The organism is Pseudomonas sp. UBA6276 (assembly GCF_002438365.1).
GTDB classification, from domain to species: Bacteria; Pseudomonadota; Gammaproteobacteria; order Pseudomonadales; family Pseudomonadaceae; genus Aquipseudomonas; species Aquipseudomonas coleopterorum.
Map to the genome: position 1 here is coordinate 311 of NZ_DJUS01000176.1, position 11635 is coordinate 11945.

Here is an 11635-nt window from a genome sequence, read left to right on the forward strand (position 1 = left end):
CTACGTCATTACTGATGACCTGGCATTGGCCGTTGACGCAGCTGTTTCGCGCTTGACGACTCGCAACGAGCAAATGGGCTTCTTTGTATGGCTCTACTACGGGGCAAAATGGCCTGCTCTGCGAATCGCTCGCCAATTCAATATTGGAGAGGCCAAAGCTAGGGAGATCATCAAGGCTGGGGTCGCTTGGGTGGACTGCGCGCTTGAGCAGGTACGTTATGCAGCGTGACCCCTCAAGGAGTGCCTAGGTATCCTGTTGACCATACGGCGCTGCGTGGCAATTGGTTTCAGCGTTTGCTATACATATGCGGGCCGAGCTACTTCCTGTGGCCGGCTCTCAAACGATTTGTGATCCTATTCGCAAATATGGAGGACGTATGGCAGGGTATGGACTGTCTTCTTTAGAAATCAAAGCGTTGCTCGAGCGGGTATTTTTACCAGATCTCTGCCGTTGTATCTCACGAGACGGTGACAACATGGACCTGACTCTCATCAGCGCTGAGGACCCATCAGTTTATGTGCGGGTTCCAGGGATCAGTCTGCGTAGCCTGGATTCTTCTCGAGCGATTGCCGATTTAGTAGCACAGGTGAAAGGGCTTCTGGTCGCTCGTAAGGAAGCAGTTGGGCTTGACCTTCCAAGGAAAATGAAAAAATAGCTTTCCGCGCGGATAAGCATCTGTTTTCATAGCAAGGTGTTTAGCTGTTCCAGCGTGGCACCCCCCAAAAAAGCCCGGCGATTGTGTCGGGCTTTTTTGTACACGCTATATATCAAATACTTTGTTTTCAGTGACTTTCAGGAATAAGCCCTCGGCTAGTGTATCGCCATAGAAAAATATCGATGCACGCCTCCGATCAAACTTTCCAATTTTATTCCAACGTACGCATGACAGCCCTTGCTTCGACGCTGAAAGCTGTGCTTCTTCAACAGTGTAGATATGAGTCAATTCAACTGGACTATGCTTAGGCTTTAGGAATATGAGCATGCACAGCCAAGCATCTAGCTCAGACATGTTGGCTTTTTCAACTACCAAGACTTCTTTAGATTTATTCAGGATGTAATGAATCTCATAGAATTCAGTAAGTCTTGCGGGTGTCGCTGATAGGGTTTTCATAACTACATACTTGATCGGATCATCCCTGCCTAGTTCACTGAGATTTCATTGCACAATTTTAAGATTTAAGTAGTAATGGTTTTTGATCGGCGCTTGTAGTCCTGATGGCGCTTCCTTTTATGTCCCTGATGGACAAGACGAGCGCTTCTATCTGGTTCTCAATTAATAAAATATCGAATCTGAGATGGTCGAGTTTTTGATTTTTTAGAAAAATGGCGTGACTTCGCAGCATCTGCAGAATCGCCTCCAGCTGCAAAGTCGCATCATCGATGTCTTGTTGCATTTCCTTCAGACGAGTAGTGGGCATTGAATGCTCCGAGGCTCAGTGGTACCAGCCTAAATAAAGATTTATCACGAGCGGACTCTCGCTCACCGTCTCAAGGGTATCGCCTAGTGGTGCCGAAACTTCAGTAGTTTTTGCCTATTAGAGCGATGCGCAGCTCAACTCGCACCCTGAAGGCCGCTGCCCAATCAGCGCCATTGGGCATCCAAACGAATCTCGCGCCTCGGCAACCGCTGGGGCTTCCGTATCTATCTCCCCGGTCCGGGGAGGCATTTGGATTTCACTCATGCCAGAGAAAGACCCCGACCTCTGGGCTCAGGTATGGCTGCACCTGCGCTTGTACCTGAGCAACCCTCTCTGGCAAGGAGCGATTATGGCAACGGTTATTTCTGGACTTCGGGTGTTGTACGAGGCCAAAGAGACCAGCAAGCGCCGAATCCTGCTGGAGTCATTGATTTGTGGCGGTTTGAGCCTGTCCGCAAGCAGCGTCATCGAGTGGATGGAATGGCCATCAAGTCTGTCTGTTGCCGCCGGCGGTGCGATCGGCTTTGTCGGTGTGACGGTCATCCGCGAAATGATCGTGAGGTTCCTCGGACGCAAGGCGGACGGCCTATGAGCCTGCTCAAAAACATTGCCGTCGCGCTGATAATCGCGCTGGTGGCCGCATTGCTCATTGCCATCCAGCAGTATCGCGTGATCGCGCTAGAGGGGCAGGTGACGGTACAGACCCGGGCGGCCAAGGATGCAAACGAGGCCAACACCGAAAGCCTGATGACCATCACCGCGCTCCAGGCCGAGGCCAAACGCAACGCCAACTATCTGGCCGATCTGCAGAAGCGCTTGAAAGCCAGCGAAGACAAAGCCCGTCAAGCGAGGAAGGATTTTGAAGACCTCAAGCGTAATAGCCCGGCTGTTCGCAAGTGGGCTGATCAGCCTTTACCTGACGGCCTGCGCGGCAAGCCCGCAGCCAGCGCCGGTAAAGACATCAGCGGTAAGGCTGGAAGCGCCGGAAATGGTGCCGTGCGAACGGGTCAGCGATAGCGACGACAATCTGGCGCTGAACGGCGACCTTTGGGCGCTGAAGGATCGGGCCATCAACCTGCTTGATACCTGCGCTGATCAAGTTGATGCGCAGATCAAGCGCAGCCAGAGCAAATAGGCCGCGCTACAAATTCATAACCGCCATTCGTGGCGCGGACGCTGGAGAGTGAGATGACAGATATCCATCGGTCCCAGGACATTGTGCTGGCCCGCAGTGGTCGACGCGCACTGAGAGACAGCGAGGCGGCAAATGGCACGACTGAAAACGCTGGCTAACCGAGTTGCGACTCAAAGCGACAGGGTAGGCACCGCACCGCCAGCCACATGGCGAGCAGGTAAGACCACTGCCAACCAGCGAGGCTACAACTACGCCTGGCAGAAGGCGCGACTGGTGCATCTGGCAGCTCATCCGCTGTGCGTGTACTGCGACCGAGCCGGGTTGGTAGTCGCTGCATCGGTGGTCGACCACATCGTTGCCCACAACGGTGACCAGACCCTGTTCTGGGACCGCGCCAACTGGCAATCCCTCTGCAAGCCCTGTCATGACGGCGTGAAGCAGCGCGAGGAGGCCGCGGGTCGGGCGATTTGACCGATTCGCGTCAAATTTGCACGGTTTTGGTGCGAAAAGTGGCCGATAGGAGGGGGGGGTCAAAAAAATGGGTTTTCCCGGTTGCTAGACCGCCCTCGACCGCACGTACAGATTTTTTCCCGCTCAGGATTTTTTGTTAATGGCTTTAACACCCAAAAAACGCGCGTTCATCGCTGCGGTGAGGGAAGGTGCGTCCAACAAAGATGCAGCCATTGCCGCTGGATGCCCCGAAAAGACTGCCTCTGCGGCAGGTTCACGGCTCGCCAAAGACCCGGATGTGATCGCCGAGCTGCACAAGCTGAATGCACTGCATCCTGTTAAAGCGCCTGTTAAAACTGTTAAAGGCTCAGAGGCCACCGCCGCTCCTGACCAGGCGCCGGCTGATGAACCCGACCCAAGCTTCGATCTGTCGAAGGCTCTGCGGTTTTCCGATCCGAAGGACTTCCTGCTGGCGACGATGAATGACTTCGAGGCCGAGGCCAAACTGCGCGTGGACGCAGCAAAGGCGCTGATGCCATTCATTCACCCGCGCAAGGGTGAGAGCGGCAAGAAAGAGGTCGCCAAGGACAAGGCGGCCGGCGCCGCTCAGGGCAAGTTCGGCGTGCGTAAAGGCCCGCTGTCGGTGGTGAAATGATGGAGTGGTCAACCGCCTGCACAGACTGGGAGCAGCGCATCGTTGCCCGCCAGAGCCTGATCCCGTTTGACCCGCTGTTCCCAGATCAAGCGGCCGAGGCGCTGGAAGTATTCGGCGGCCTGCGCATGGTGGATGCCACCGGCAGCCCGCTGATGAGCGAGACCGTGCGGTCCTGGGTAAACGAGTTCGTCGCTGCCATCTTCGGCGCCTATGACCCATACAGCGGTCGCCGGATGATCAGCGAGTTCATGCTCCTGATCAGCAAGAAGAACGGCAAGTCGACCATTGCCGCCGGCATCATGCTGACCGCCCTGGTGCTGAACTGGCGGACCTCGGGCGAGTTCATCATCCTGGCCCCGACCAAGGAGATCGCTGACAACTCCTATATCCCGGTCCGGGACATGGTCAAAGCCGACGACGAACTCAAGGACCTGTTCAAGGTGCAGGATCACCTGCGCACGGTTACTCATCACCAGACAGGGGCCACGTTGAAGGTGGTAGCGGCCGACAGCGAGACTGTCTCGGGCAAGAAAGCCATCGGCGTGTTCATCGACGAACTCTGGGTCTTCGGCAAGCGAGCCAACGCCGAGGCCATGTTGCGCGAGGCTACCGGTGGGCTGGCCTCGAGGCCTGAGGGTTTCATCATCTGGGCAACGACCCAGTCCGATGAGCCACCTGCAGGCGTCTTCCGGCAGAAGCTGCTCTATGCCCGCCAGGTGCGAGACGGCGGCATCGTCGACAAGTCGTTCCTGCCAGTGCTCTACGAATTCCCGAAGCAAATGATCGACGCCGGCGCTCACCGCGATGTGAAGAACGCGTACATCACCAACCCCAACCTGGGGCTGTCGGTGGACGAGCCATTCATTGAGCGCGGGTTTGCGCAGGCGCAGATCGACGGCGAAGAGTCGTTTCGTGGCTTCCTCGCCAAGCACTTGAACGTCGAGATCGGGCTGGCGCTGCGCTCCGATCGCTGGGCGGGCGCCGAATTCTGGGAGGTTCAGGCAAAGGAGCCCGGCCTGACGCTGGATGACCTGATCGAGCGCTGCGAAGTGATCGATATCGGCATCGATGGCGGCGGTCTGGACGACCTGCTGGGGTTCGCGGCGATTGGCCGCGACAAGGCCACACGCCAGTGGCTGCTATGGACCCACGCCTGGGCCCACCCCTCGGTGCTGGAACGCCGCAAGGCCGAGGCGCCGCGGCTCCATGACTTCGCCAAGGAAAACCACCTGACCATGGTCGAGCTGATCGGCGATGACCTGGAAGAGGTCGCCGATCTGGCCGCGCGCGTTGAGAAGGCTGGCCTGCTGGACCAAGTCGGTGTCGACCCGGCAGGCATCGGCGGCGTGCTCGACGCCCTGGTCGCGTCAGGTGTGCCCCAAGACAAGATCATCGGCATCTCGCAGGGCTGGAAGCTGGGCGGCGCGATCAAGACGACCGAGCGCAAGCTGGCCGAGGGCGGCCTGATCCATGGCGGGCAACCGATGATGGCCTGGTGCTGCGGCAACGCCCGCGTCGAGCCGCGCGGCAACTCGATCCTGATCACCAAGCAGGCCTCCGGCTCGGCAAAGATCGACCCGCTCATGGCCACCTTCAACGCGGTATCTCTCATGTCACTCAACCCGGAAAGCAAAGGCGGGATGGATGACTACTTGAAAAACGGTTTCTTCGACCTTGTAGGCTGACTATGGCATCTCATTGGTACAACCCGCTGTCCTGGCGGATGTTCGGCTATGAGGATCCGAAAACCGGCGACTACGTCGAAGTCGACATGACTGTCGGCGGCAAGGCGACCAAAGCCGGTGTGCGCATCACGCCGACGAAGGCGATGAACATCAGCATCGTCTGGGCCTGCGTGAAGATCCTCAGTGAAACGGTATCCGGACTGCCTCTCAAGCTTTACGACGACAAAGACGGCAAGCGTCAGATAGTGAAGGCGAACGACCGAGCCAGTCGTATCTTGCGCAAGCCGAACCCTTACATGACGCGGCTGAACTTCCTCAAGGCCGTGGTGGTGAACATGGCGCTGCGCGGCAATGCGTACGCGATCATCGAACGCAACGGGTCTGGCGATCCGATCGGATTCACCCTCGTATCTCCCGACAACGTCACCGTCGACACGCTCGAATCTCGGTTGATCTATTACGTCAATCTCGATGGCAAGCGTGTTCCGGTTTCCCCGGAGAACATGCTGCACTTCAAGCTGTTCAGCACCGACGGCATCAATGGCATGTCGCCGGTGGAGCATCAGGCGGAGACCATCGGCCTGGCCAAAGCGGCGCACGACTGGTCGGCGCGGTTCATGCGCAAGGGTGGGTTCACCGGCGGCTACGTCATCTACGACAACTTCCTCACCGCTGAGCAGCAGGCTCAGGTGATGGCCAAGTTTCCCGACGTGCGCAAGGCCGACACCGAAGACCTCGGCAAGATGGCCATCCTCCAGGGCGGGCCGACGATCGTGCCCGCTGGCCTGACCCAGAAAGATAGCCAGTTCATTGAATCACAGCAGTTCCAGGAAGAGGCCTTGGCCGGCGTCTGGGGCGTTCCGCTGTACCTGGCCAACCGAGCCAGCAAGACCTCGATCATGGGTTCCAACCTGGAGCAGCAAACCAGCGGGTTTGTGACGTTCGGCGTGAAGCCCTACCTCGATGCCATCGAAGACGAGCTCAACGACAAGCTCTATGCGAGCACCGATCGGTTCGTCGAGTTCGTCGTCGAGGGCCTGCTGCGTGCCGACAGCGCTGCTCGTGCGACCTATTTCGGAGGCGCGCTTGGCGGCTCTGGTGGCTCTGGCTGGATGACCATCAATGAGGTCCGCGAAAAGGAAAACCTGCCGCCGCTGGTAGGCGACGAATACAACCGGGTCACCCGGTGGGAGACGCAAGGCAATGCTGACAAAAATTGAGTTTCCCTTCGAGGTCAAGGCGGTCGACGACGCTGGCAACTTCGAGGGCTATGCCGCGGTGTTCAACAACGTTGACCTGGGTGACGACGTCATTCTGCCGGGCGCCTTCACGAAGGTGAAAACCACCCGCGCGGGCCGTCTGAAGCTGGCGCTGTTTCATGACCTGACCCGGCTGATCGGCTCTGCGGACTTCACTCAGGATGCACACGGCCTCTACATCAAGGGCAAGGTCAACCTGGCTGTGAGCTATGCGCGCGATGCGTATGAGCTGATGAAGGAAGGCACGCTGGACAGCATGTCCATCGGCTTCAACACGCTGCTGGCCGCGTACGAAGAGCGCGAGGGCCGCAGCATCAGGATCATCAAGCAGGCTGAGTTGTGGGAAGCCTCGCTGGTGCCTTTCGGCATGAACCCGGAAGCCACCGTCACCGACGTCAAATCGGACATCAGACTTTTTGAGAAGGCGCTGCGCGACCGCATGGGCCTTTCGCAAAAGGAAGCGGCGGCTGTCGCTTCGCTCGGCTACTCCGCTGTGCACCGTGATGGTGGCGCAGCGGCCACGGTGATCGTGGATGAGCTGAAAGACATTTCAACCCTGTTCACCCAACATTTCGGAGCATCACAATGAGCGAAGTGAAAGAGCTGCGCGATTCCCTGGACAAGCAACTGAAAGAGGGCTTCCAGGGCCTGCAGCAAAAGTACGACCACGTCACCGAAGAGCTGCAGAAAGGCAACTCCGTGACGCTGGAAATGAAGTCCAACATCGAGAAGCATAAAGGCGAGATCGAGCGAGTCATCGAGCAAGTGCAGAAGCTCGAAGAAAAGGGCATCCAGCTGCGCAACCAGGTCGGCGAGAAGAAAAGCTTCATCGATCTGGTCAAGGGCAACGACGCCTACAAGGCGCTGCAGCAGAAGAACCAGAACCAGGCCGAGATCGAAATCACCAAGTCCGACATGGCTTCCATGTCCGAAACCAAGTTGACCAGCGCGGGCCTGGTGCCTACCCAGTGGGATCCTGTCATACAGGATCGACCGCGCCAGGATCTGGTGATCCGCGACCTGATCCCCACCACGCCAGTGGATGGCCAGAGCTACAGCTACTTCCTCGAGAAGCTGCATACCCGCGGTGCTGGCATGGTGGCCGAAGGCGCGGCCAAGCCGTCCAGCGACGTCACGTTCGAGCAGAAAACCGACAACGTGCGCAAGATCGCCGTGTGGATGCCGGTCACCGACGAAGCGCTCGACGACATCCCTCAGCTGTACAGCTACATCCAGGAACTGCTGCGCTACGACCTGAAGCTTAAGGAAGAAGGTCAGATCCTCAAAGGCGACGGTCAGGGCAACAACCTGAACGGCATCATGACCCAAGCCAGCGCTTTCAACGCTGCCCTGGGCCAGGCTGGCGATACGGCGATCGATACTGTGCGTCGTGCGATCTACCAGGTCCGCAAGCAGTCCAAGCGCGGCGCTGACGCGATCGTCATGACCGACCTGGACTGGATGAACATCGAGCTGCTCAAGGATGCAGACAGCCGCTACCTGTTCGCCAACCTGCAGGGCATGGTTACTCCTGTGCTGTGGGGCCGTCCGGTCGTGGTGTCCGACAGCATGGACGAAGGCGTGCCTGCTGCTGGCGGTGTAGCGGCCACCGGCGGTGAATTCGTGGTTGGCTCGTTTGCCCAAGGCGCCCGCCTGTACGACCGCATGGCCTTCACCGTGAAGGTGGGTTGGATCAATGACGACTTCGTGAAGAACCAGCGCGTGCTGCTGGTGGAAGAGCGCCTGGGCCTGGCGGTTCGCCGTCCATACGCTTTCGTCAAAGGCCGCTTCGCGGCTGCCAAGTAACCCTTCCAGTCGCTGGGGCCTGCGGGCCCCTTTTTGTTGAGGTGATGCATGAAAATTCGAACCCTGTGGGGCTTTGAAGGTGACCCGACCAAGTTGGGCGTGGCGTTCGCGCGGATCCGCGCCGGCGAAGTCCTCGAGGATGTTGAGGACGAATACGCCCATGGCTTGATCGGCAAGGGCCTGGCCGTTCAGGTTACCGACGGTGCTGCACCGAAGGAGACCAAGCCGGCCACGGCAGCTGAAAAGAAAGCGGCAGCAGAAAAGGCGGCAGCTGAAAAAGCTGAGCAGGAGCGGCTGAAGGAGCAGGCCGAGAAGGATGAAGCCGATCGCCTTGAGGCCGAAGAAAAGGCCAAGAAAGAGGCGTCGTAATGATCGCGCTCGCCCTGGTCAAGACGCACCTGCGCGTCGACGGGGTCGAAGAGGATCAGCTGATCGAAGGCTATATGGCGGCCGCGCTGGCTCACGTCGAACAGCACTGCGACCGTGTGCTGGTCGAGGGCGTCCCTGTACTTCCAGACCAGATGGCGCTGACCAAGGATGTTCAGCAGGCGGTCCTGCTGCTGGTAGGCCACTGGTACGCCAACCGTGAAGCGGTGGTTATCGGTGGCGCGCCTGCCGAGGTGCCGCTGGCGGTTGATCGATTGCTCTGGTACAGGAAGAAATTCTGATGAGAGCCGGGCCTCTGCGACATCGTCCCACCCTCTACAAACCTGTGCGGGTCAAGAATCGAACCGGTGGCTTTGATGACACCTGGGTCGATTCTGGCCAGTTGTGGGCCGAGTTCACGTTGCCCACCGGCCGCATCGAAGCGGTGGCTGAACAGCTGTCTGCGATCGTGACCGCAGAAGTGCGAGTCAGACCCCGCGCCGATCTGGTCGCCGGCTGCCGCCTGGAGAACAGGGGTGTCACCTATCTGATCGTGGCAGCGCTGCCGGACAACGAGCTTTCGATGCTCCGTCTGCTCTGCACCAACGTTCCCAACCCTTGAGGATATTCCCATGAAAGTTCGAGCACTGGCCGATCTGTCCGGTACCGTAGGCGACCGCGCCGCCGGCGACGAGTTTGTCACTGACGCCACCACCGCCCAGTCGCTGATCGACCGCGGCCTGGCGGCAAAAATCGAAGATGACGCAAGCGCGCCTACCAAGCCCGCCAAGGCCAAGGAGTAAACCGTGGCGCGCCGGTCCCGCATGTCCGGCGACTTCAAGCTGCGCCGGACGCTACGCAATATCCATCAGACGATGGACAACGAGCTGCGCCCTGCCATGCAGGCGGCCGCCAACAAGATCCTGACCACCATGCAGGCGACCGTGCCGCGCAACACGGGTGAGGCGGCCGGCGCCCTGCAGGCGTTCGTGTCCAAGAGCGGTCTGGATGCGCAGATCGGCATCCGAGGCAAAAAGGACAACCGTCGATTTTTCTACCTGCGGTTTTTGGAGTATGGCACCAAGGGCTACGACGGCAGGAAGCGCGCTGGCAATCGCAGCCGTTCGGTCAAGAACAAATCCGACGGTGCCCATTTTTTCGGCAAGTACCCCGACATTCCCGCGCTACCGGCACACCCATGGCTGCGGCCTGCCCTGGACGTGAACCGTGAGGTGGTGCTGGCGGACATTCGCGCTGCTGTGAACCGAACGCTGAAGAAGGCCAGCCAGGGGGTGAGCGATGGCTGATCCATCCGTTGCTCTTCAGGTTGCGCTGGTCGCGCGGCTGGAGGCCGAAGTGTCATGCCCCATCTACGATGGCGCGCCACTCGACACACCGATGCCGTACCTCTCCATCGACCGCGAAATCTCGACCAACATCAGCCCTATCGCCGGCCGCAAGCGGCAGATGCGCTTGATCTATCTCACCGTCTGGTCAGATGCCCACGGGCAGGCCGAGGTGAAGCGCATCAACGCCGAAGTAACAGCCGCATTGGATGAGCGCCGCCTGCCGCTGGAAGAGGGCCGGGCGGTGTCTGTCCGGGTTGAGCGCGCGGATGCTCAGCGCGATGCCGACGGCGTCACCTACATGGGCGCCATCACGGTCCGCGTCATCACCACTCACTGATTCAACATCGGCCGCCTCGCGGCTTTATCCAATGTGCCTTTTGGAGGAATTTCCATGGCCGACAATCTGAACACTGCCGCCGGGTGCCGCCTCGGCATCGGCAGCAAGACCGGTGCCAACACCGAAGCCGATTACAAAAAGGACGTCTACGTCGACGTGGGCGAAATCGAGGATCTGGGCGAGTTCGGCGACACCTTCAGTAGCGTGAATTTCACGTCGCTCAAGGATGGCCGCGTGCGCAAGTACAAGGGCACCGCCGATGCGGGCGACCTGACGTTGACGGTAGGCCTGGACAACGGCGACCTGGGCCAGAAGGCCGTGAAGGTCGCGCACAAGGACCGTACCAAGGGTGACTACAACATCAAGGTCACGCTGAACGATGGCGACCCGACGGCCAACCCGGTAGTGGTGCCGACCACTTTCTATTTCCGGGTGAAGGTGATGAACAACACCGTGGCACCGGGCGCTGCCGACAACGTCGTTCGCCGGAACATCACCATGGGCATCAACTCCGACATCATCGAAGTGATCGCCGGCCCTGCCGCCTGATAGCCGGGGCTTCGGCCCCGCCTCCCAAGGAATTGATCCATGAGCAAAACCCTACACGGCGCGACCTCGGTGCAGGTCGGTGAAGAATCCTTCGACCTGAACATCACCCTGGCTGCGGTGCGCAAGATCGAAGCGCATTTCGGCGGCCTGCGCGGCGCTGCGGAATCCCTGCGTGTGCTGAGCGTTGACGGTGTCGCGCTGATCATCGCCGCCGGCGCCGGGCTCAGCGCCGATGCCTCCCGCGAAATGCCCGAAAAGGTCTGGCTGGCCGGCGTGTCCGGCATTGCCGCGCAGCTAACCGGTTACCTCGGTGCGCTGTACAACCCCCGCGGCGATACGCCGGGAAACGTCGAAGCGGGGAAGGCGTAAGCGCCGTCGAAGACGGCAGCTATGTGGACCGCCTATTTGCGGTGGCCACCGGCTGGTTAGGTTGGGCACCAGACGTTGCCTGGCGAACGCCTCTTCCCGAACTCTTCATTGCCATGGACGCCAAGATCGAGTGGGCTCGTATCACCAACCCATTTGGCAGTGGCCGATCGGCCGAAAAACCCAAACCCACCACCGTGGCTGAAAAACTGCGCCAGGCACTGACCGGGCGCAAGGCTGCGCAGTAGATCTGTGAACC

General features: G+C 59.4%; 20 protein-coding genes and 1 pseudogene. 19 read left to right on the forward strand and 2 right to left on the reverse strand.

From position 1 onward, the window contains the following. Positions 1–229 (forward strand): annotated as a pseudogene (locus B2V21_RS19775) (antitermination protein Q); the annotation flags it as partial. A gap of 148 nt (positions 230–377) precedes the next feature. Beyond that, the gene (locus tag B2V21_RS19780) at positions 378–656 is read left to right on the forward strand and encodes a DUF1652 domain-containing protein (protein WP_286917787.1); all 279 of its coding nucleotides are present in this window, start codon (positions 378–380) and stop codon (positions 654–656) included. A 105-nt stretch (positions 657–761) separates the two neighbouring features. On the opposite strand, the gene B2V21_RS19785 is transcribed toward B2V21_RS19780, so the two are convergent. Continuing rightward, a complete protein-coding gene (locus tag B2V21_RS19785) occupies positions 762–1112 on the reverse strand; it encodes a hypothetical protein (protein ID WP_286917788.1) in 351 nt (116 codons plus the stop codon). Positions 1113–1170: 58 nt separating this feature from the next. Continuing rightward, a complete protein-coding gene (locus tag B2V21_RS19790; RefSeq protein ID WP_286917789.1) occupies positions 1171–1419 on the reverse strand; it encodes a hypothetical protein in 249 nt (82 codons plus the stop codon). A 262-nt stretch (positions 1420–1681) separates the two neighbouring features. Here B2V21_RS19790 and B2V21_RS19795 point away from each other — a divergent pair, with 262 nt between their 5' ends. The 17 genes from B2V21_RS19795 (at position 1682) to B2V21_RS19875 (ending at position 11624) form a co-directional block, all read left to right on the forward strand. After that, a complete protein-coding gene (locus B2V21_RS19795; protein ID WP_286917790.1) occupies positions 1682–2011 on the forward strand; it encodes a phage holin, lambda family in 330 nt (109 codons plus the stop codon). Then, positions 2008–2436 carry a hypothetical protein gene (locus tag B2V21_RS19800; RefSeq protein WP_286917791.1) on the forward strand — a complete coding sequence of 143 codons (429 nt, stop codon included), beginning with the start codon at positions 2008–2010 and terminating at the stop codon, positions 2434–2436. The genes B2V21_RS19795 and B2V21_RS19800 overlap by 4 nt, the downstream gene beginning before the upstream one ends. A 250-nt stretch (positions 2437–2686) precedes the next feature. Beyond that, positions 2687–3025: an HNH endonuclease gene (locus tag B2V21_RS19805; protein ID WP_286917792.1), complete on the forward strand. Its 339-nt coding sequence runs from the start codon at positions 2687–2689 to the stop codon at positions 3023–3025. Between the two features lie 139 nt (positions 3026–3164). Beyond that, positions 3165–3659, forward strand: coding sequence for a terminase small subunit (locus tag B2V21_RS19810; RefSeq protein ID WP_286917793.1), 495 nt, complete (start codon positions 3165–3167; stop codon positions 3657–3659). Further along, complete coding sequence (locus B2V21_RS19815) at positions 3656–5344, forward strand: terminase large subunit (RefSeq protein WP_286917794.1); 1689 nt, start codon at positions 3656–3658, stop codon at positions 5342–5344. The genes B2V21_RS19810 and B2V21_RS19815 overlap by 4 nt, the downstream gene beginning before the upstream one ends. 2 nt (positions 5345–5346) lie before the next feature. Then, complete coding sequence (locus B2V21_RS19820) at positions 5347–6564, forward strand: phage portal protein (protein ID WP_286917795.1); 1218 nt, start codon at positions 5347–5349, stop codon at positions 6562–6564. After that, a complete protein-coding gene (locus tag B2V21_RS19825) occupies positions 6548–7192 on the forward strand; it encodes an HK97 family phage prohead protease (protein WP_192136667.1) in 645 nt (214 codons plus the stop codon). The genes B2V21_RS19820 and B2V21_RS19825 overlap by 17 nt, the downstream gene beginning before the upstream one ends. Next, positions 7189–8409 (forward strand): phage major capsid protein, encoded by a 1221-nt coding sequence (locus B2V21_RS19830; RefSeq protein ID WP_286917796.1) that lies wholly within the window; start codon positions 7189–7191, stop codon positions 8407–8409. Before B2V21_RS19825 ends, B2V21_RS19830 begins: the two co-directional genes overlap by 4 nt. Before the next feature lie 99 nt (positions 8410–8508). Beyond that, on the forward strand, positions 8509–8778 hold the full coding sequence (locus B2V21_RS19835; RefSeq protein ID WP_286917815.1) for a DUF7302 family protein: 270 nt from the start codon (positions 8509–8511) through the stop codon (positions 8776–8778). Next, entirely contained in the window at positions 8778–9077 is a 300-nt protein-coding gene (locus B2V21_RS19840; RefSeq protein ID WP_049859350.1) for a head-tail connector protein, read from the forward strand. Before B2V21_RS19835 ends, B2V21_RS19840 begins: the two co-directional genes overlap by 1 nt. Next, on the forward strand, positions 9077–9397 hold the full coding sequence (locus B2V21_RS19845; RefSeq protein ID WP_049859351.1) for a head-tail adaptor protein: 321 nt from the start codon (positions 9077–9079) through the stop codon (positions 9395–9397). Before B2V21_RS19840 ends, B2V21_RS19845 begins: the two co-directional genes overlap by 1 nt. A 10-nt stretch (positions 9398–9407) precedes the next feature. Beyond that, entirely contained in the window at positions 9408–9578 is a 171-nt protein-coding gene (locus tag B2V21_RS19850; RefSeq protein ID WP_286917797.1) for a hypothetical protein, read from the forward strand. Between the two features lie 3 nt (positions 9579–9581). Next, positions 9582–10082, forward strand: a complete 501-nt coding sequence (locus tag B2V21_RS19855) for an HK97-gp10 family putative phage morphogenesis protein (protein WP_286917798.1) — start codon at positions 9582–9584, stop codon at positions 10080–10082. Then, positions 10075–10461 carry a DUF3168 domain-containing protein gene (locus tag B2V21_RS19860; RefSeq protein ID WP_286917799.1) on the forward strand — a complete coding sequence of 129 codons (387 nt, stop codon included), beginning with the start codon at positions 10075–10077 and terminating at the stop codon, positions 10459–10461. The genes B2V21_RS19855 and B2V21_RS19860 overlap by 8 nt, the downstream gene beginning before the upstream one ends. 54 nt (positions 10462–10515) lie before the next feature. Further along, complete coding sequence (locus B2V21_RS19865; protein ID WP_286917800.1) at positions 10516–11010, forward strand: hypothetical protein; 495 nt, start codon at positions 10516–10518, stop codon at positions 11008–11010. Positions 11011–11049: 39 nt separating this feature from the next. Continuing rightward, positions 11050–11379: a hypothetical protein gene (locus B2V21_RS19870; RefSeq protein WP_286917801.1), complete on the forward strand. Its 330-nt coding sequence runs from the start codon at positions 11050–11052 to the stop codon at positions 11377–11379. Positions 11380–11402: 23 nt separating this feature from the next. Beyond that, positions 11403–11624: a hypothetical protein gene (locus tag B2V21_RS19875; protein WP_376787034.1), complete on the forward strand. Its 222-nt coding sequence runs from the start codon at positions 11403–11405 to the stop codon at positions 11622–11624. Positions 11625–11635 lie beyond the last annotated feature (11 nt).

What these genes read in the sequence shown, in the direction of transcription:
- B2V21_RS19780 (WP_286917787.1), top strand. Translation starts at nt 378, where the DNA reads ATGGCAGGGTATGGACTGTCTTCTTTAGAAATCAAAGCGTTGCTCGAG.
- B2V21_RS19785 (WP_286917788.1), bottom strand. Translation starts at nt 1,112, where the DNA reads ATGAAAACCCTATCAGCGACACCCGCAAGACTTACTGAATTCTATGAG.
- B2V21_RS19790 (WP_286917789.1), bottom strand. Translation starts at nt 1,419, where the DNA reads ATGCCCACTACTCGTCTGAAGGAAATGCAACAAGACATCGATGATGCG.
- B2V21_RS19795 (WP_286917790.1), top strand. Translation starts at nt 1,682, where the DNA reads ATGCCAGAGAAAGACCCCGACCTCTGGGCTCAGGTATGGCTGCACCTG.
- B2V21_RS19800 (WP_286917791.1), top strand. Translation starts at nt 2,008, where the DNA reads ATGAGCCTGCTCAAAAACATTGCCGTCGCGCTGATAATCGCGCTGGTG.
- B2V21_RS19805 (WP_286917792.1), top strand. Translation starts at nt 2,687, where the DNA reads ATGGCACGACTGAAAACGCTGGCTAACCGAGTTGCGACTCAAAGCGAC.
- B2V21_RS19810 (WP_286917793.1), top strand. Translation starts at nt 3,165, where the DNA reads ATGGCTTTAACACCCAAAAAACGCGCGTTCATCGCTGCGGTGAGGGAA.
- B2V21_RS19815 (WP_286917794.1), top strand. Translation starts at nt 3,656, where the DNA reads ATGATGGAGTGGTCAACCGCCTGCACAGACTGGGAGCAGCGCATCGTT.
- B2V21_RS19820 (WP_286917795.1), top strand. Translation starts at nt 5,347, where the DNA reads ATGGCATCTCATTGGTACAACCCGCTGTCCTGGCGGATGTTCGGCTAT.
- B2V21_RS19825 (WP_192136667.1), top strand. Translation starts at nt 6,548, where the DNA reads ATGCTGACAAAAATTGAGTTTCCCTTCGAGGTCAAGGCGGTCGACGAC.
- B2V21_RS19830 (WP_286917796.1), top strand. Translation starts at nt 7,189, where the DNA reads ATGAGCGAAGTGAAAGAGCTGCGCGATTCCCTGGACAAGCAACTGAAA.
- B2V21_RS19840 (WP_049859350.1), top strand. Translation starts at nt 8,778, where the DNA reads ATGATCGCGCTCGCCCTGGTCAAGACGCACCTGCGCGTCGACGGGGTC.
- B2V21_RS19845 (WP_049859351.1), top strand. Translation starts at nt 9,077, where the DNA reads ATGAGAGCCGGGCCTCTGCGACATCGTCCCACCCTCTACAAACCTGTG.
- B2V21_RS19850 (WP_286917797.1), top strand. Translation starts at nt 9,408, where the DNA reads ATGAAAGTTCGAGCACTGGCCGATCTGTCCGGTACCGTAGGCGACCGC.
- B2V21_RS19860 (WP_286917799.1), top strand. Translation starts at nt 10,075, where the DNA reads ATGGCTGATCCATCCGTTGCTCTTCAGGTTGCGCTGGTCGCGCGGCTG.
- B2V21_RS19865 (WP_286917800.1), top strand. Translation starts at nt 10,516, where the DNA reads ATGGCCGACAATCTGAACACTGCCGCCGGGTGCCGCCTCGGCATCGGC.
- B2V21_RS19870 (WP_286917801.1), top strand. Translation starts at nt 11,050, where the DNA reads ATGAGCAAAACCCTACACGGCGCGACCTCGGTGCAGGTCGGTGAAGAA.